General features: G+C 41.1%; 19 protein-coding genes. 2 read left to right on the forward strand and 17 right to left on the reverse strand.

The window, feature by feature from the left end; translation table 11 throughout:
* Positions 1-31 precede the first annotated feature (31 nt).
* The 10 genes from mdoH to sfsA all read right to left on the reverse strand — a co-directional run bounded on the left by mdoH (position 32) and on the right by sfsA (position 10,413).
* Complete coding sequence (gene mdoH / locus QMA12_RS08380; RefSeq protein WP_290209260.1) at positions 32-2,008, reverse strand: glucans biosynthesis glucosyltransferase MdoH; 1,977 nt, start codon at positions 2,006-2,008, stop codon at positions 32-34.
* Positions 1,980-3,698, reverse strand: a complete 1,719-nt coding sequence (locus QMA12_RS08385; RefSeq protein WP_290209261.1) for a glucan biosynthesis protein G — start codon at positions 3,696-3,698, stop codon at positions 1,980-1,982. The genes mdoH and QMA12_RS08385 overlap by 29 nt, the downstream gene beginning before the upstream one ends.
* A gap of 293 nt (positions 3,699-3,991) precedes the next feature.
* Positions 3,992-4,231, reverse strand: coding sequence for a hypothetical protein (locus QMA12_RS08390; protein WP_087532844.1), 240 nt, complete (start codon positions 4,229-4,231; stop codon positions 3,992-3,994).
* Positions 4,228-5,100, reverse strand: coding sequence for a pantoate--beta-alanine ligase (gene panC / locus QMA12_RS08395; protein WP_290209262.1), 873 nt, complete (start codon positions 5,098-5,100; stop codon positions 4,228-4,230). Before panC ends, QMA12_RS08390 begins: the two co-directional genes overlap by 4 nt.
* Positions 5,100-5,894, reverse strand: a complete 795-nt coding sequence (panB, locus tag QMA12_RS08400; RefSeq protein ID WP_087532846.1) for a 3-methyl-2-oxobutanoate hydroxymethyltransferase — start codon at positions 5,892-5,894, stop codon at positions 5,100-5,102. Before panB ends, panC begins: the two co-directional genes overlap by 1 nt.
* Positions 5,895-5,925: 31 nt before the next feature.
* On the reverse strand, positions 5,926-6,411 hold the full coding sequence (folK, locus tag QMA12_RS08405) for a 2-amino-4-hydroxy-6-hydroxymethyldihydropteridine diphosphokinase (RefSeq protein ID WP_087532847.1): 486 nt from the start codon (positions 6,409-6,411) through the stop codon (positions 5,926-5,928).
* Between the two features lie 4 nt (positions 6,412-6,415).
* The gene (gene pcnB / locus QMA12_RS08410) at positions 6,416-7,843 is read right to left on the reverse strand and encodes a polynucleotide adenylyltransferase PcnB (protein ID WP_087532940.1); all 1,428 of its coding nucleotides are present in this window, start codon (positions 7,841-7,843) and stop codon (positions 6,416-6,418) included.
* 174 nt (positions 7,844-8,017) lie between these two features.
* Positions 8,018-8,965 (reverse strand): tRNA glutamyl-Q(34) synthetase GluQRS, encoded by a 948-nt coding sequence (gene gluQRS / locus QMA12_RS08415; protein WP_290209264.1) that lies wholly within the window; start codon positions 8,963-8,965, stop codon positions 8,018-8,020.
* A 17-nt stretch (positions 8,966-8,982) separates the two neighbouring features.
* Positions 8,983-9,426: an RNA polymerase-binding protein DksA gene (dksA, locus tag QMA12_RS08420; RefSeq protein WP_087532849.1), complete on the reverse strand. Its 444-nt coding sequence runs from the start codon at positions 9,424-9,426 to the stop codon at positions 8,983-8,985.
* A 267-nt stretch (positions 9,427-9,693) separates the two neighbouring features.
* Positions 9,694-10,413, reverse strand: coding sequence for a DNA/RNA nuclease SfsA (sfsA, locus tag QMA12_RS08425; protein ID WP_290209265.1), 720 nt, complete (start codon positions 10,411-10,413; stop codon positions 9,694-9,696).
* A gap of 80 nt (positions 10,414-10,493) precedes the next feature.
* Here sfsA and pepB point away from each other — a divergent pair, with 80 nt between their 5' ends.
* Complete coding sequence (gene pepB / locus QMA12_RS08430) at positions 10,494-11,789, forward strand: aminopeptidase PepB (protein WP_290209267.1); 1,296 nt, start codon at positions 10,494-10,496, stop codon at positions 11,787-11,789.
* Positions 11,790-11,923: 134 nt separating this feature from the next.
* On the opposite strand, the gene QMA12_RS08435 is transcribed toward pepB, so the two are convergent.
* From QMA12_RS08435 to QMA12_RS08465, 7 genes are all read right to left on the reverse strand, one after another.
* Positions 11,924-13,753 (reverse strand): DUF885 domain-containing protein, encoded by a 1,830-nt coding sequence (locus QMA12_RS08435; RefSeq protein WP_290209269.1) that lies wholly within the window; start codon positions 13,751-13,753, stop codon positions 11,924-11,926.
* A gap of 81 nt (positions 13,754-13,834) precedes the next feature.
* Positions 13,835-14,971, reverse strand: a complete 1,137-nt coding sequence (gene hemW / locus QMA12_RS08440; RefSeq protein WP_087532853.1) for a radical SAM family heme chaperone HemW — start codon at positions 14,969-14,971, stop codon at positions 13,835-13,837.
* Positions 14,968-15,567 (reverse strand): XTP/dITP diphosphatase, encoded by a 600-nt coding sequence (locus tag QMA12_RS08445; RefSeq protein WP_290209271.1) that lies wholly within the window; start codon positions 15,565-15,567, stop codon positions 14,968-14,970. Before QMA12_RS08445 ends, hemW begins: the two co-directional genes overlap by 4 nt.
* Positions 15,568-15,570: 3 nt before the next feature.
* Positions 15,571-16,014, reverse strand: coding sequence for a DUF4426 domain-containing protein (locus QMA12_RS08450; RefSeq protein ID WP_087532855.1), 444 nt, complete (start codon positions 16,012-16,014; stop codon positions 15,571-15,573).
* Positions 16,015-16,065: 51 nt separating this feature from the next.
* Positions 16,066-16,599, reverse strand: coding sequence for a YggT family protein (locus QMA12_RS08455; protein ID WP_087532856.1), 534 nt, complete (start codon positions 16,597-16,599; stop codon positions 16,066-16,068).
* Between the two features lie 33 nt (positions 16,600-16,632).
* Positions 16,633-17,454 (reverse strand): pyrroline-5-carboxylate reductase, encoded by an 822-nt coding sequence (proC, locus tag QMA12_RS08460; protein ID WP_290209272.1) that lies wholly within the window; start codon positions 17,452-17,454, stop codon positions 16,633-16,635.
* Positions 17,455-17,469: 15 nt separating this feature from the next.
* The gene (locus QMA12_RS08465) at positions 17,470-18,183 is read right to left on the reverse strand and encodes a YggS family pyridoxal phosphate-dependent enzyme (protein WP_290209273.1); all 714 of its coding nucleotides are present in this window, start codon (positions 18,181-18,183) and stop codon (positions 17,470-17,472) included.
* A gap of 2 nt (positions 18,184-18,185) precedes the next feature.
* On the opposite strand from QMA12_RS08465, the gene QMA12_RS08470 reads away from it, so the two are divergent.
* A complete protein-coding gene (locus tag QMA12_RS08470) occupies positions 18,186-18,854 on the forward strand; it encodes a PilT/PilU family type 4a pilus ATPase (protein ID WP_290295264.1) in 669 nt (222 codons plus the stop codon).
* The last annotated feature ends 99 nt before the right edge of the window (positions 18,855-18,953 follow it).

An 18,953-nucleotide genomic window follows, 5' to 3' on the forward strand; every position in this document is an offset into this window, starting at 1 on the left:
TTTAGAGCGGTTTTTTTATAGGTGAAAATAATTAACTTCTAGCCAGTATTTTCTTCTTAATACGGCGTTGCACACGTTTAACTCTGCCTGTTTTAGCTTGTTTATTAAAGCTTTGAATTGGCATTGAACATGGGTATTCCTGTGGTAAAAATGGCTTAGTAAATTTAGCATCTTTATCCGCCGGTAAGCTGATAGTCTGCTCGTGTTCACGTAAAGCTTTTAGAGTATCATCTTCAATAGCTTCACTAGGGCAGATAAAAATTCCCATGCGGCGTAGTTTTACGCCTAAACCAATGCTACTAGAATAGCGTACGATAGGTGCCGCGAGTATTAGACCAATTAGTATTGGCGATAGCCACCAGAAAAAAGTAGGTGTGTAGTAATAAGCAATACTACCCCATGCAATAGCAACTAAGGTGGCGAATAACGTATAACCAATGGCTTCTTTCCAAGGAACCATACGGCCAGATCGTGGTTGCGCATCCCAAGATACTTTCTTACCCAGAAAAACACAGATCACAAAGTAACTATGAAATACCATCATTAAAGGCGCAACGATGATCGCGAACACAGTTTCGATCAGCGAGCCTAATATTAGTTTTATAGAACCACCAAACTCTTTATTGCGATGGATTAACGTGACGACTAATCCCATTAACTTTGGTAGTAGTAATAATACAATGGTGATAAACAATAATGAATCTATCAACTCTGTTTTAGCTATTTGCCAGGTCGGAAACAATTGATATGGCTGATTAAAGTAAACATTACTATTAACTGCACGGGTTACAGCATCAATGGTGCTGAGTGCTAGCATAGATAACCAAATTAATGATGAAATATAAGCCGTTGCACCGAGTAAAAAGTGCAGTTTATTCATCAACTTAATACCTGATGAAGGAAGCAGGCCTAAATGTTGAATATTACCTTGCACCCAGCGTCTATCGCGAATCGCATAATCTAAAATATTACTTGGCACTTCTTCATAGCTGCCCTGAACATCACTTAATAAAATGACATCCCAACCAGCACGGTTCAACAGTGATGCTTCAACAAAATCGTGACTAAGAATTTCACCACCGAAAGGGGCTTTTCCTTCAAGAACAGGTAAGCCACAGCAGTTAATAAACGCATCAACTCGAATGATTGCATTGTGGCCCCAGTAGTTGGCTTGATTTGTTTGCCAAAATGCTGAGCCTGTCGCAAGCATTGGGCTATATAAAACTGACGCAAACTGTAAAAAGCGACCGAAGAATGTTTCCTGCCTAACGGGGATCGGAATAGTCTGGATCAACCCTGAATTTGGGTTGTTGATCATGCTTGTCGTCAGTTCTAACATACATTGACCTGTCATGATGCTGTCGGCATCAAGCACAATCATATGCTCATACTGGCTACCCCAGCGCTCACAAAAATCGGCAAGATTACCGACTTTACGGTGTTTGTTATCAGTGCGGTTACGATAAAATAGTTGCTTAGCCGTATCACCTAAGCGAGCGGTTAAGTCGTGCCATGCTTTTAATTCGTTGCGAGCAATTTCTTTATTTTGAGTGTCACTTAACAGGTAAAAGTCAAAGTGTTCAAATTGACCCGTTTTTAAAAGCGAGCGTAAGCTCACTTCAAAACCGGCAATAACACGTTCAGTGTCTTCATTATAAATAGGCATGACCACCGCTGTTTTGGTTTTACTTATCGCGTCGGTATCTATTTGTATTGGCTTTTGACGTTTTAGTGTTAAAGGATCAATTCTGAAAAGCTGTAAAATAAAGCCCATACAACCACTGCAGAATGCGGTAACAATCCAAGCGAAGGTAATCGAAAATAAGCCAAGTAATGCATACTCAAGTGGGGTCATGCCGTTTGAATTTAAAATATCAAACATGATCCACATACCGTATGCAGATATAAACAGCGATAAAAAGCTAAATAATGCTATTCGTGTTTTTTTCAATGGCATTGCAGCACTGGCTGCTCTTGCCTTATTGGATGTCATTTGGATACCAGACATAGCTCCATACCTCGCTAATTTCTTTGTCGCGTAGTTTTAATGATAAGCGCATGTCAACTGGCTTATCTCCTTCTGGCGCGATTTTAAAAGCAACACGCCATCCTTGATTATTGGGTAATTGTTGAACCGTCTTATCGCTGACGGTACCGCTAGATAGTTCTAAGTTAGCCTGTAAGATTAGATCAGCTGATAACTGATTAATATTTTCGCCTGTGAAATCAACGGTAAATTGCCTATGGCTTTTAGGTGGAGGGTTTTGCTCGCCAGGTAACGCAGCACTGCCAATGCGAGTTCGTAATACGCTGGCTTTGCTCTGCTCTGCGACAGTAGAGTTAAAGGTTTCAAGTGAGTAATTAAAACTCATTGACTCACCCGCTTTAAGCGGTTTTTCTGGCACCCAATAACTAACAATATTATCGTTAGTTTCAGTATCAGTTGGAATTTCAACTAATTCAACGTGCCCTTTACCCCAATCTCCGATCGGTTTTACCCAAAAACTTGGACGTGCATGATAATGTGCTTCTGTGTCTAGATAGTTGTTAAACTCGCGGTCTCTTTGAGCTAAGCCAAATCCTTTAGGGTTGATATAGCTGAACGCAGTAACACTGAGCTGTTGAGGATTATTAAGTGCGCGCCAGACCCATTGGTTGTCAGTTGATTGAATTAACAAACCATCTGAGTCATGAACCTCAGGGCGGTAATCATCAAAAAATTTAGTGCTGTTTTCACCGTGATAAAACATGCTTGTTAGGGGCGCTATTCCTAGTTTTTTAATGTCTTTGCGCGCAAAGATTTTCATTTGGGTATTAATTTCAGTTTGAGTTGATGGGCTGATCTCAAAGCGATAAGCACCCGCCACAGAAGGACTGTCTAGTAACGCGTAAATTACAATATTAGTATCTTCAGCTTTTGGCTTTACTAACCAAAACTCTTTAAAAACAGGAAATTCTTCACCAGAACTAAGCGCTGTATCAATGGCTAAGCCACGTGCCGAAATACCATAAACTTGGTCAGGACCCACTAAGCGAAAATAAGACGCGCCCTGAAATACTGCAACTTCATCTTTATATTGTGTGTTATTTAAAGGAAAGTGAACACGAAAACCAGCATGACCAAGTTGAGTATTACCTAGTGCGGCTGTAATTTCTTGCTCTAGAGGTGCAGCTGTGGCGTCATAACGGTAGAAATCAGTTTTAAATGGCACGCTTTTTACATGAGCATCACTATTAACCGTATTAATAGTCACGGGGTTTTTATATAAAAAACCTGGGTGGAACAGTTGTACCTCGTATAAGCTCTCATCTTTCCAAATTGCTTGCTCTTGACGAAAACGAATAGCGCGGTAATCTTGGTAGTTGATGCTTTGCAGGGCTTCTATGGCTATGTCTTGCGGTGGAATATACTCATTAGCGGCAAGTTGCTTTGCCCGCGCAGAAATTACATCAAATAGTTTTTCAGACGACACTGTAAATAGTGTCGGTTGAGTATCGCTTTGTATCTCAGTAACATCAGTTTGTTTTTTTTCTGTCTTTAGATCTGCTACTTGTTTAGTTGCTACATCCGCTGCCACTTCAGGCTCTGTTGATTCTTGTGCAGCAATAACGTTGCATGCACATACACTAAGTAATATGCCTACCAAGGTCTTTCTATTCATAGGTAAATGTAAAGCGCGCTGCGTTAGCGTTTTCATTAGGTATTTCCTTTAGCCATTAACTAAATCAGTAGTGCAAAAAACAAACCTGAATTAAAACCTTTTAATTCAATAGGTTTGATAATTGCATAATTTAAAAAGTGTATTTTATGTACAGAAGTGGGAAGAAATTACATCAGATACTATGATGTTTACTTACTGTCATAGGCTAATATTACTAAAGTGAACCTTGCGCTAATATGAATAATGGTTAATTTATGGCATTAAAAGGGTGGATTATTGAGTTGATAATGAGCTTACGGTGTCTACTACCAGTAAGCTCAATGGAGGTATTACTTTACTGCGCCTAGGGCTTCAGCATTCGCTTTACATTGGTTATACGTTTCGATGCATTTAGTGCTGCATACTTTATGAACCATGCCTTCGCCAGTACTTTGCTGTTCACAATTGGCTTCACATTGATAGTTTTGCTGAGCACATTGCTGCATCTCTGGGTTTTCAATATGATTTTGACAGCCTGATAACACGCTAAAAATGACAGCTGCACTTGCTAACTTAAATAATAAATTCATACTTGTTCCTGACTATTGTTATTAATATCAACTTGTAAATTATCGATTAGCCTTACTTCGCCTAAAAATACGGCAGCTAAAATCACCAGTTTGTCATCATTAAGTGTAGCGTTTTTTAGGGTATCTCGCTGAGCTATTTCAAAATAGTCTGGTTTTAATCCTGCTGTAGTAAGCGATTCTTTCGCTTTCTGACAAATAGCGCTAAAATCACGTTGGCCAGCCAATAATTGCTCAGCGCAATTATTCAACGTTTTAAACAGTGTTGTGGCTGTATTTTTTTGTGATTCAGATAAGTAACCATTGCGTGAGCTCATTGCAAGGCCTGACACTTCACGGGTGGTGGGGACGCCAATAACTTCAACAGGAATTGATAGGTCACGTACCATAGTTTTTATTACTTGCAGTTGTTGGAAGTCTTTTTCGCCAAAGCAAGCAAAGTCAGGCTGTACTAAATTAAATAATTTAGTCACCACAGTTGCCACACCTTTGAAGTGACCAGGTCGTGAGCCACCGCAATACCCCATTGAGATATCGGGTACATCAACAAAACTTTGTGCACCTAACCCGTTAGGGTAGATGGCACTAACGCTCGGTGTAAAGACAATATCAGTACCTAGCTCGGCTAAGCCTTGTTTATCTGCATTGAGCGTACGTGGGTAATTATCTAAATCTTCGTTAACTCCAAACTGCATCGGATTAACAAAAATACTAACAACCACTTTATCAGCCATGGTCTTTGCTTTTTCAACTAATGAAAAATGACCTTGGTGTAAATTGCCCATTGTTGGTACTAGGGCAATACTTAACCCTGCTTGTCGCCATGCTTTAATTTGGCTGCGTAATGACTTGATCTCAGTAATTGACTGCATTAGTTAAACTCATGCTCGCTGCTTGGAAAGACGCCGCTTTTAACATCTGCGCAGTATTTTTTAACGGCATCAGGCATGTTACCTGTTTCAAGTAAAAAGTTTTTCGAAAATTTAGGAATATAGCCTGCTGAAATACCTACCAAATCATGCATAACTAAAATTTGACCGTCGGTTTGATTACCAGCACCGATACCGATAGTTGGAATATCTACAGCATCGGTTATACGCTTTGCAAGCGCAGAGGGGATACATTCGAGCACTATCAATTGTGCGCCTGCTTTAGCGAGTGCTTGGGCATCACTTATCATTTTTTGTGCTTGTTCGTCACCACGACCTTGAATTTTAAAACCACCAAATACATGAACTGACTGAGGTGTTAAACCTAAGTGACCGCATACAGGAATGCCCTGTTGAGTCAAAGCTTTGATAGAGTCATGAAGCCATTCACCGCCTTCAAGCTTAACCATGTTTGCCCCTGCACGCATCAATTGTGCGGCATTTTGACAGCTTTGTTCTGGGTTTGAGTAGGTCATAAATGGCATGTCAGCAATAACAAATAAGTCGCGACTACCAGCACGTACACTGCGGGTATGGTAGGCAATATCTTGATTGGTCACAGCTAAAGTGTCATCGCCACCTTGTAGCACCATTCCAAGTGAATCTCCGACCAAAATAACGTCTACACCGTTATCATAAAATAGCTTGGCAAAGCTGGCGTCATAAGCCGTTAAAGCGGTTATTTTTTGTTGTTCTGCTTTCATTTTAATGAGAGTAGAAACTGTTATTTTAGACATAATATCCTCGTAGGCAACGCCCTGAAATTAGTTACAGAGGTAATTGTTGTAGTTCGTTTAATGCTAAGGTCGCGGTCATTGTGTTTAATTTTATACCGGATGGCAATAAAAGGTTTGGTGCAATTTCAAGCAAAGGGTACACCACAAACTCGCGTTCGGTTAAACCGTAATGAGGGACCGTCAAACGCTCAGTATTTATTATTTGTTTGCCAAATAATAAAATATCAATATCGAGTGTACGTGGCCCCCAACGCTCTTTTTTGCGAACACGACCATGTTCAAGCTCTATTTTTTGCGTTAAATCGAGTAGCTGCTCTGGGCTTAGCGCTGTTTTTATAGCAGCCACAGCATTGACATAATCTGGCTGGTCTTGCGGCCCCATTGGCTTACTTGCGTAATGGCGGGATACCGTAATAAACTCACTGCGGGGCAGTCCTCGTAAGGCAACTACCGCATTTTTAAGCTGTTCTCGTGGGGCATTCAAATTTGCCCCTAGACCAAGATAGACGATTTCCATTTATTTACTCAGCCGTCGGCTTTGGGCTTCGGCGGCGGGTACGTCTGCGGCCTTTAGGCGCCCCTTGACTACCTAATGATTTGACCATGTCTTTTTGACCATTGATGTCTTTACTCAAATATGCAGTCCACCAGCTTGCCAATTCTTGATGTTCTTGTTCACCTGCTTGCACACGTAATAATAAGAAATCATAAGCTGCTTTAAAGCGAGGCTGTTGCGTTAATCTATAAGCACGTTGACCTGCACGTTTATCTAAGCGTTGCTGAATATGCCAAATATCACGAGCGCCTAAGGTAAAACGCTTTGGCACGGCAATATGTTGTGCATTTTCGCTGAGGACTTTATTCATTGCTTGTACGTATGCATCATATTCAGATAGTTGTTCACTCAGTTGTAACTGCTTAGCAATTTTTAATAGTGGGAACCAAAGCAACGCTGCAAAAATAAACGCTGGTGTGACTTTTTTATCAGCATTAATACGCTCGTCTGTATTACGAAACATTTGCTGGATAAGTGAAAACTCTAAACCATCTGGATTTTTATCTAAAATACTATCCAGCGCAGGGAACAGCGACTTAAACAGGCTATAACGTCGCAGCATAAGGAAATTTTCTTCTGCTTTACCGTTTAAAAATAATTTTAGTGTTTCTTCAAATAAACGCGCCGGCGGAATGTTATCTAACAAGCTTGCCAGTTCTGTTATTGGCTTCTCTGTTGCTGGCGCAATAGTCATATCTAATTTAGTGGCAAAGCGAACGGCACGTAACATGCGAACCGGATCTTCTCTGTAACGTGTTTTTGGGTCGCCAATTAGTTCTATTTGTCTGGCATTGATTGCGGCTATACCATTGGCAAAATCATGAATAGAGAAATCATTAATTGAGTAATACAGCGCGTTTATTGTAAAGTCACGGCGCTCGGCATCTTCTTCAATACTGCCAAAGACGTTATCTCGCAATAATTGGCCTTGCTCGCTTGATTGGCTAATTTGGTTTTTGTCTTCAGCGGCTTCATGATGGCCACGCATTGTGGCTACTTCAATGATTTCACGGCCAAATACAATGTGCGCTAAACGAAAGCGGCGGCCAATTAAACGGCAGTTACGAAACAGCTTCTTTACTTGTTCTGGTGTGGCATTGGTTACAACATCAAAATCTTTTGGTTGCTGGCCTAACAAAATATCACGAATACAACCACCGACAAGGTAAGCATCAAAGCCCCCGTCTTTTAGGCGATATAATACCTTGATTGCATTTGGGCTAAATTGTTTACGAGAAATACCATGCTCATTACGTCCTATCACCAAAGGCTGTGTCGAGTCTTGCTGCTGGTTTGTCTGCGCGCCATTTGGGCCTATAATTTGCCGACAAAATTGAAAAAGCTTGGAAATAATAATCTGTCTCCTACAGAATTTGGTTGATTGATAGCGCATAGCTATCAAAAATCTAACCAAGTATAGCTGTATTTTGTTATTAACTGCACGAGGAATGTGCATACTTGGCGATAAACGTATTGCGTTTAAGGTTTGCTAAGGTTGGGTATAATATACCAGTGCAGCTCAAAAATTAAGTTGAAGACTTTAAAATAAACGCTATTTAGCGAATTTTTACTTAATTATGTGAGTAAAATGCGTCGCTTGGTTATCTGCTGACTGAGAAATTTGAATTTGTGCTACTTTTGGCACCACAGATAACTTATAGCGATTTACGGCCCAGTCCATCATTTGCTCAATACTCAATGTTAAAACTTCTTGCTCTGGTGCTAAACCCAAAAACTCAAAAGCACTAAAAAGAGCAGGTTTTGGCTGCTGCTTAGAAATAGCCGGGGCATAATTTTGCTTAGATAATTTAAAACCTGGTTTGGCAACAGCTAAAGGGAGGTGGGCGTAATTCGGTATATTGGCATCGAGTTGTTTAAATAAACTGAGTTGTCTGGCTGTGGGCACTAATAAATCAGCTCCGCGTACGATATTAGTAATGCCTTGTTTGATATCGTCAGCTACTACAACCAGCTGATAAGCAAATAAATCATCACTGCGTTTGATTATATAATCTTCATGGGCGAGGGCAGGATCAACGGCAACATCGCCTTGGATGAGATCGTGATAATGTGTTGTCGCATGTTGCTGAGTTAAGCGCAGGGCACCGCTTGCGTTATCTAAAGCACGACGCTTGCAGTGGCCTTGGTATATACCACCCAGTGCTTTGATCTGTTTGCGTGAGCAGTTACAGGCATAAACAAGTTGCTGGGTTTGGAGTTGGTGTAGATAGTGGTGGTAAAGCTCATGGCGCTTAGTTTGATAAACAACTTGCTCGTCCCAGTACAAGCCATAGGCTTCCAATGTTTTAAGAATATCGTCAGCAGCACCTTTTACAACGCGGGTTGTATCTATATCTTCGATACGTACTAACCAGCAGCCTTGATTGTGTTTTGCATCAAGGTAACTACCCACAGCCGCTACCAATGAACCAAAATGAAGAGGCCCAGAAGGAGACGGCGCAAAGCGACCGCGATAGTTGCGCACTGGCGCAGTAACGGCTGTGGTAATAGACATGGTTTAACTAAAAGTTATTAACCGCGTCCAGATTGTTTTTCTTTGATCTCAGCTAGCGTTTTGCAGTCTACGCATAAATCAGCAGTAGGACGTGCTTCTAAACGGCGGATACCAATTTCAATTCCACATGATTCACAAAACCCAAAATCGTCTTCTTTGATAAGGATAATTGTTTTTTCAATTTTTTTGATCAGTTTACGCTCGCGGTCACGGGTTCTAAGTTCTAAAGAGAACTCTTCTTCTTGTGCAGCACGGTCAACTGGATCTGGAAAGTTAGCAGCTTCATCTTGCATGTGTGATTTAGTGCGGTCTACTTCGTTACGTAAATCATTGCGCCATGCTTCCAAAATAGTTTTAAAATGAGCACGTTGTGCTTCATTCATATACTCTTCGCCCGGTTTTTCCTGATACGGTTCTAATCCGGCCTGAGCCAATAACCCTAATTTTTTTTGGTCTGGCATAACTTTCTCCTAAATCCTTAATATAATGCCCAGCTTTAGCCGGCGGCTATAAATAACAGAATCCTATGGCCTAGGCAAATTTATTTTTAATTAATTAGCTGTGGTTAAATTATTTTTACTGCTTTAAAAGGTATCAGGCGGTAATTATGATTGCTTTTTAAGCACAGTGTGATTTTTTAACTGGCCTAGTTATATGGGCAAAAATATTTTTTACAACTTAATTTTTTATTTGTATTAATTTGATTGGTGGAATGGACGTTTCATTGATTAAGAAATAAAAGTTACTTTTTCGTCCAAAGTTATTTCTTTGGCCGAAATTTTTGCTTTGTAAGCCAACACTTCAACGCCCTTCGCAATCGCTTCTGTTAATAACTGGGCGTATTTTTCATCGATATGTTTTGCTGCACTCACTTGGGTTATGCCCTCATGTAATACGGCAAATAGCAATACAGCACGATGGCCCTGCTCAACCATTTCAATTAATTCGCGAATATGTTTTTGCCCACGAAGGGTTTGTGCATCAGGAAAATATCCCTGTCCAGTTGTTGGCGAATCTTGACTTAATAAGGTGACGGATTTTACTTCCACGTAGCAATTAGGGCAGCTGGTATCGCTGAGTAAAAAGTCAATTCGGCTATTTTCTTGGCCATATTTCACTTCACTTTGTAATTGCTGATAACCACTAAGCTCACTAATAATATTCGTTTGAATAGCTTCTTCGACCACTTTGTTTGCCATTGCAGTATTAACACATATGAGGTGTTGAAACTGATTTTGCGTCAGCTCTAAAGAATGCGGATATTTACGCTTTGTATTATCGCTGGTTGAGTAAAATGCGTTGAACTGAGGCTCGGCGCAACCTGTCATTTTACCCGTGTTAGCGCAATGCGCAGTAAATTCAGTACCATCCACTAAGCGTAAGTCGGCTAAAAATCGTTTGTAGCGCTTAATTAATATGGCTTGTTGTAATGGCTTAGCAAATTTCATTATTTAGTCTCAATAAGTTGGGAAGTTGTGCCAGCTATAGTAGACTCAGTGCCACTAATTAGCGCAAAGAGTATTCTAACATGTCTGAAAAATTTGTTGTTCAATTAAGCGAACAAGCGGCTGCATCTCATTGGGGCGAAAATGCCACACTTTCATTTAATGAGCACGGTGCTACAGTCCACCTAGCCGAGCAAGAGACCTTAAAAAACGTGCAAAAAGCGGCGCGTACCATTGCCAATCAAGGTGTTAAAAATGTGGTTTTAGCTGGCGACTGCTGGTGTACTGAAACACAATGGGCATTTTATCAAGGCTTTGTTTCTCCTAAAACGTTAGCTGGCGTTGAGTTTGCAGAAAATGCAAAAACAGACAGCCAAGAGCTAAACTCATTATTACGTTCTGCCACTTGGGCGCGTGAAATGATCAACGGCACAGCGGATGATATTTTCCCAGAAAGCCTTGCAGGTAAAGCGGCTGAATTTATTCAATCACTTGCGCCAGAGCATGTCAGCTACCAAATTATTAAAGGCGATGCATTACTTGAGCAGCAATGGATTGGTATCCATGCTGTTGGCCGTGGCAGTGAGCGCCCACCAGTATTATTAGCATTAGATTACAACCCTACTGGGGATGATAATGCACCAGTAGATGCGGCTTTAGTTGGTAAAGGTATCACGTTTGACTCAGGTGGTTACTCAATTAAGTCAAGTGAAGGCATGTTGGGTATGAAATGCGATATGGGTGGTGCAGCGACTGTTACAGCTGGTTTAGCTTTAGCAATTAGCCGCGGTATCAACAAACGTATCAAGCTATTTTTATGTTGTGCAGAGAACATGATTTCGGGCCATGCATACAAACTAGGTGACATACTTACTTATAAAAATGGCACAACGGTTGAGATTGTAAATACCGATGCAGAAGGGCGTTTAGTACTTGCCGATGGTCTTATGGCTGCAGGCGAAACAGGTGCACCGCTTATCATCAATGCCGCAACTCTAACTGGCGCAGCATTGGTTGCAGTTGGTCAAGAGTACAATGCCTTATTTGGTCTTGATAAAGAATTTGTGCGTGAAGTTGAAGGCTTTGCAGAGCAAGAAATGGAAGCCGGCTGGCCATTACCACTTGAAAAGTGGCACCAACAAAATTGTCCATCGCCTTATGCTGATACTGCAAATAGCCGTGCGCAAAAAGGTGGCGGTTACGGTGGCGCATCAAATGCTGCGGGTTTCTTATCACGCTTTGTACCAAACGATGGTAAAGGCTGGGTGCATATTGATTTAGCTGCTGCGTTTAATATGGGTAGCACAGGCCAATGGGCTGCTGGCGCAACAACTGTTGGTATGCGCACCGTTGCACGTACTTTGCTTGAAAAAGCGTAAAGTAAGCTAGTTTATAGAGTACTTTATTGATCAGGCTTTATGTTGTTTATTAAATAAATTCAATATTCTAAGTTTGATTCAATAGTAAAAAGGCCGCAAATGCGGCCTTTTTAGGTTTTAAAGTAAACGATTCTTTAAACTGATTTACTTGCTACCCATTGATCAACAAAGCTTTCAAGTACGTTAAGTGGCACAGCGCCATTTTTTAGTACTACGTCGTGGAATTCACGAATATCAAACTTATCACCAAGTTTAACTTTTGCCGCTTCTCGTAGTTCTAAAATCTTTAACATACCCACTTTGTAAGCCGTTGCTTGTGAAGGCATTACAACGTGGCGTTCAACCATTTTAACGCCGTCAGACGTCGCGTTTGGTGTATTATTAACGTAGTAATCAATACCTTGTTGGCGAGTCCATTTCATTTCGTGGATACCTGTATCTACTACTAAGCGACATGCACGCCATAGCTCCATTGATAAGCGACCAAAGTCAGAGTAAGGGTCTTCATAAAGGCCCATTTCTTTTGGTAGTAATTCAGAGTATAAACCCCAGCCTTCGATGTAGGCTGTGTAGCCACCGAATTTACGGAATTTAGGCACACCCTCAAGCTCTTGCGAAATCGCAATTTGCATATGGTGACCCGGAATACCTTCATGATAAGCTAATGCTTCCATTTGGTACGTTGGCATTGCTTCCATGTCGTAAAGGTTGGCATAATAAATACCAGGGCGTGAGCCATCTGGCGCAGGTTGTTGGTAAAATGCTTTACCAGCGGCTTTCTCACGGAAGGCTTCAACAGCTTTCACTTTTAGATCTGCCTTTGGCTTAACAATGAATAGCTCATCTAAGCGAGACTTCATGTTATCAATAAGGCCTGTGGCTTCATCAAGGTAGCGTTGCTTACCTTGTGCTGTATTTGGGTAATAAAACTGTTTGTCAGTTTTCATAAACTGCATGAAGGCTTTTAAGTCGCCCTCAAAGCCAACTTTATTTTTGATTTCACGCATTTCATCATGAATGCGTGATACTTCAGCTAAACCTATGGTGTGAATTTCTTTTGCCGTTAGGTCTGTGGTTGTAGTACGGGCTAACGCATTGTTATAAAAAGCTTCGCCATCAGGAAATTTCCATGCACCGTCACGATCATCTGCGCGTTTTTCAAGCTGAGCAAGGTAATTGATTAGCTTAGAGTAAGATGGTTTTACAGCGGCTTTGAGTGCTTTTTCAGCATCACTGATCAAAGCGTCTTTATCGGCTTGATCTATTTCTAATGCTGTTACTTTACGTTTGAAATCAGCGAGTAATGTTGAATCTTCACCTTTTTCAAATGGCGCACCAATAATGATGTTTTGGCTAGAGTCAATGACGTGAGGGAATACGAACTTAGGCGCAATAATGCCTTTATCTGCACGTGTTTCTAGATCTTTGATAAGTTGGTCGATGACTGTAGTTACACCATTAAGACGCGAGATATATGCTTTAGCATCTGCAACATCAGCAATTTGGTGTTGGTTAATTAAAAATGCAGGGATCATTGAATGAACACCAAACATTTGGTTTACAGGGTAGTTATGGTAACGCCATTTAAAGTCTGCAATCGTGTTTTCAAGATCTTGCTTTTTAAGGTCGTAACTTACTTTGGTACTTTCATCAAGTAAGTCACGGTTAATTGCATTGAGTGCTACTAGGTCGTCTTTAGTTTGCTGTAAGTCTTCAAGAGCACGCTCTTCGCTGCCATCATCCCACTTATCGTAATCTTTTTTGATACCCATATAAGTTTGGTAAACCGGGCTGCTCATCACATCACGGTTAAAGGTATCTTCAAAAAAAGCATTGGCTTTGTCGATTTCACTCTGTACAGGTTGTGCTTGTACGCTTGGAGTAGTTTGTTGCTCAGGCGTTTGCTGGCAGCCACCTAGCAGTGCAATACTCACTGCGGCAGCGATAAAGGTAAGTTTACGCATGTTTTCCCTTTTGTTGTTAGAAACCAATAAAGGTTATAAATTAATTATTATTAGTGAGTAGTCACAAGAAATTACTTATAACTATACAAATAATTCTAGCAGGTCATTCAAAAAACGATGACCTTTTTGGCTTACTTGCCAATGGCTATCCCTATCAATTAGTAAGCCTGTATTTATCGCTTTATTCAAGGCTTCAGATTGGCTCTGCAGCGATAAATTTGTAAGTGCAGGTAAATCACTTTTTGGGCAAGCTTCAAATAGACGAAAACGATTCATATAAAACTCAAATGGTAAATCGTCTTGCTCTACAGGCCATTGCTTAAATAAATACGGTTTAGCCAAATCCATATACCCGCGAGGATGCTTTACTTTTTCGGTGCGAGTAATTACTCCTGTTTTTGCATCAGTGACCTTACCATGCGCCCCACAACCAATGCCTAAATAGTCGCCAAACCGCCAATAATTCAAGTTATGTTGACATTGAAAGCCCGGCTTTGCATAACCTGAAATTTCATATTGCTGGTAACCTGCTTGAGCGAGCAATGCCTGACCTTGCTCTTGAATATCCCACAAAGTGTCGTCGGGTGGTAGTGTTGGGGGCTTTGAGGCAAATTTAGTATTGGCTTCAATGGTGAGTTGATACCAAGATATATGAGGCGGGTTTAACGCAATGACTTTTTTTAAGTCACTGAGGGCATCCTCAACAGATTGCCCGGGCAACCCATGCATTAAATCGAGGTTAAAGCTGTTTAAACCGGCTTCGTGAGCTTGCTCTGCTGCATAAGTGGCTTCATCAGAGCCATGAATACGGCCTAGAGCTTTTAGCTTATCATTTTGCATGCTTTGCACGCCAATTGATATTCGATTAATACCCGCGGCGACATATTCTTTAAAGCGCCCAGTTTCTACCGTACCAGGGTTAGCTTCTAACGTGATTTCACAGTTATCAGATAAGCCAATGAGAGAATCAACGGCGTTTAAAAGACGGACATAGGCGTCACCAGTTAATAAACTAGGGGTGCCACCGCCAATAAAGATCGAATGAATTTTTCGTCCTTGTACAAGGTGTAAATCAGCTTTTAAATCATCAATTAAATGTTGAACGTATTCTTTTTCAGGAATATCGCCTTTTTGCCCATGACTATTAAAGTCACAATAAGGGCATTTTTGCACGCACCAAGGTACGTGTACATATAAACTTAAAGGGGGTAATTTCACAGGCCGCCTTTAAGCTTAAGCTCTGCTAATAAGGCTTTTAATGCTTGGCCTCGATGGCTAATGGCATTTTTTTGCTCTTTACTAAGCAGGGCACTGGTGCAATTAAGTTCTGGTACATAAAATATAGGGTCATAACCAAAGCCACCTTGGCCGTCTTGGCTTTGGGTAATTTTCCCTTCCCAACTGGCACTACAAATTAGTGGGGTAGGGTCATTGGCGTGGCGCATTAGTACCAATACACACCAAAAGCGAGCACTGCGAGTTGGGTTATCGCCTAGTTCAATTAATAGCTTATCTATGTTGTCTTGATCGCTTGCATCAGCGCCTGCATAGCGAGCCGAATAAACTCCTGGTGCGCCATTGAGGCCATCGACCTCTAAGCCTGAGTCATCCGCAATGGCAGGGTGCCCTGTTATTTTTGCTGCATGTCGAGCTTTAATAATTGCATTTTCTACGAACGTAGTGCCTGTCTCTGGTACTTCAGGGACGTTAAAATCGCTTTGTGGTAACACTTCTATTTCAAGGGAGCTTAGCATCTTTGCTAATTCAGTTACCTTTCCTTGGTTACCCGTGGCTAAAACTAAGGTTTTTTTCATGATTTAATCTACGTAAAATTTTTGTTGGAACTGCAATTTTTGAAATTGATTGTTTTGTTTAATTTCGATATCAAATCGTAAAATTTCCTCGTTGGTAAATTTTACTTGAGCAAGGTAGTAAATAGAATCGCCTTCAATCACTTCTTTAAATTCTAAAGCTTGTTTATTGCCTAATAAGTTTTTTGCAGTTCCTGTAAGTGATGCTGTTTGCGCTGTATTATCGGCATCGTTTTTTAAAATCGAAATATTAACAATGCCTTTATAGTTACTGCGCTCAAGGCCATAGGCTTGTGCAATCTTGGGCTGAACAAACGTTGATGGAAAGGCAATATAGTGAACTTGCCACGGGCCAAGCTCTTTATACTGCGCACCTTGCATTTGCTCACTGTGGGCACTAAAGGTAATTCCTGCTAATGCGAAAAATAAGATACTTGCTAGTTTTTTCATAAAAGACTCATAATAAAAGAGGCCTATTTAGGCCTCTGAGAAAGGGAGTGTTTAGCCGATTAAATCCATAAACAGGATTTGTGCAAATTGCAGTGCGATAATCAATACTAAAATTGATAAATCAAAGCCACCTAAAGGCGGTAAAACCTTGCGGATGGGCTTAAGCATAGGCTCTGTCAGCTGGTGGAATACAGCTTCAATGGGGTTGTAACCTTGGCTTACCCAACTTAATAAAGCGCGGATGATAAGTACCCAAAACAATAAATTTAAGCCCTCTTTTATCACTGTAATAAAGGCAGAAACAAACACGGTTTGCGCAGACCAACCACCATAAAACATAAGCATCAAGGTCGAGATTTTTGCAATTGCAACAATGAATGCCAATAACAGAGAGGCGAGGTCAAGCCCACCAAAACCGGGAATAATTTTACGTAGTGGGTTTACAGCAAATGAAGTTGCTTTAACCACAAACTGGCTCAATGGATTGTAAAAGTCAGCTTTGGCTGCTTGCAGCCAAAAGCGTAGTAAAACCACCATTAAAAATAGATCAAATACAATCCCGACTAAAAATTGCATGGCATTCATAATTTACCTCGAAAAATAAGCATATCAGCTTAGTTAAAGTTCTTGTTCCATTTGCTCGGCACGGGCAATACACGCATCCATTGCATCAGCAACAGTAGCTGTTAAGCCTTGTGCTTTTAAATGTTCGACTGCAGCATGCGTTGTTCCACCTTTAGATGTTACATTGGCACGTAATTGAGAAATACTAATGTCAGGCTGTGATAGTGCCATCTCTGCAGCACCTAATGCGGTTTGCTGTACTAAGCGACGAGCATCTTCATCATTAAAGCCCAGTGCTTTGGCTTTCTCTTCGATGGCTTCCATAAATAAGAAGAAATAAGCAGGTGATGAACCTGTAACAGCAATCACGTCATTGATTTGAGACTCTTGCTCAACCCATACTGCAATACCGGTTGATTCAAATACTTGTTGTACAAAGACGTGTTCATCAGCGGTCTCACCGTCGCCAAAGAGACCCGATACACCACGACCAAGCAACGATGGGGTGTTCGGCATACAACGGACCATTTTTACGTTTTTCCCTAACATCTCACGAAGGCGGTTAACGGTCAGGCCTGCAGCCACAGAAATAAAGAGTTTATCACTAAAATCGATGCCTGAATCTTGGAATGATTGGCATAAATCACCCATCATTTGCGGTTTAACGGATAACACAATCACATCGGCATCACGCAGTGCTGCGTTATTATCTGAGGTGGTATTCACCCCGAAGTCCGCTGCTACCTTAGTAAGTTTTTCTTGATTGCGGTTAGTGGCAATAATATTTGATGCCTTAAACCCATTTTTTACCATGCCACCAATAATGGCGTAGCTCATGTTACCTGTGCCTATGAATGCAATTGTTTTATCTGACATATCTTAGTTATCACCTTAGCTTCGTTGGCCAAAAATATCCGTGCCGATGCGTACCATGGTGGAGCCTGCAGCAATGGCTGCTTCTACATCACCACTCATCCCCATCGACAGGGTGTCTATTTGAGGATATTGGGACTTAAGTCTATCAAAGCAAGCACGTAATTGCTCAAAATATTGCATTTGTTGCTGCGTATTGTCGGTTTTTGCTGGGATAGTCATCAGCCCACGTAAGATCAGGTTAGGACAATCATCGACAAATTGCGCCAGTGCAGGGAGTGCATCCGGGTGGCAGCCTGACTTAGCTTCTTCTAGGCTGATATTAACTTGAATCAACACATTAAGCGGGTCTTTATTACTTGGACGCTGATTATTTAAGCGCTTGGCTATTTTTTCACGATCGATACTTTGCACCCAGTCAAAGTGACTTGCCACTAAAGCGGTTTTGTTTGATTGAATTGGGCCAATAAAATGCCAAACAATATCGCTATAATCTGCAAGTTGGGTTACTTTATCTACAGCTTCTTGAACGTAGGACTCACCAAACTCTCGGTGGCCTTGTTGATAAGCCGCTAAAATAAAGTCAGCAGGTTTTGTTTTAGAGACTGCAAGTAAGCAAATATCTTGCTCGTTGCGGTTATTTTTTTTTGCCGCTAATGCAATTCTAGCGTAGGCGGATTTAAGTCGTTCTGCTATTGTAACCATATAATTATCAGTTAGTTGTGGAGTCATAAATGGATATTACCGAATTATTAGCCTTTAGTGTGCAGCATAAAGCATCCGATTTACACTTATCATCAGGGGTTGCTCCGATGATCCGAGTTGATGGCGATGTGCGTCGAATTAATATTCCAGCTCTGGAAGACAAAGATGTAAACAGCTTAGTCTACGATATTATGAACGATAATCAACGTAAGGACTACGAGCAAAACCTAGAAGTGGATTTTTCCTTTGAAGTGCCAAATCTTGCTCGTTTTCGTGTGAATGCATTTAATTCTAACCGTGGACCCGCTGCGGTATTTCGTACTATCCCAAGTGAAGTGCTTACACTGGATGATTTAGGCGCACCTGATATTTTCAAAACGATTTCTGATAATCCTCGGGGCTTAGTGTTAGTGACTGGGCCGACAGGCTCGGGTAAATCAACAACTTTGGCGGCGATGGTCGATTATATTAACCAAAATAAACATCACCATATTTTAACCATCGAAGATCCTATCGAATTTGTTCATGACAATAAACTGTCACTCATTAACCAGCGTGAAGTTCATCGCGATACCCACAGTTTCTCCAATGCATTACGTAGTGCATTACGCGAAGACCCCGATGTTATTTTGGTCGGTGAGCTTCGTGATTTGGAAACCATTCGTCTTGCTATACCCGTGATCAATGAAGGTGCTTGATTTTTACAGTAATGAGGATCATGATACCCACATGAAAAAAATTGAATTGACCACAGAGCAAAAAATAGATCTTGAAGCCCTTCACGACGCAAGCCGTGA

This window comes from Pseudoalteromonas sp. APC 3893 (assembly GCF_030408095.1).
GTDB lineage: Bacteria > Pseudomonadota > Gammaproteobacteria > Enterobacterales > Alteromonadaceae > Pseudoalteromonas.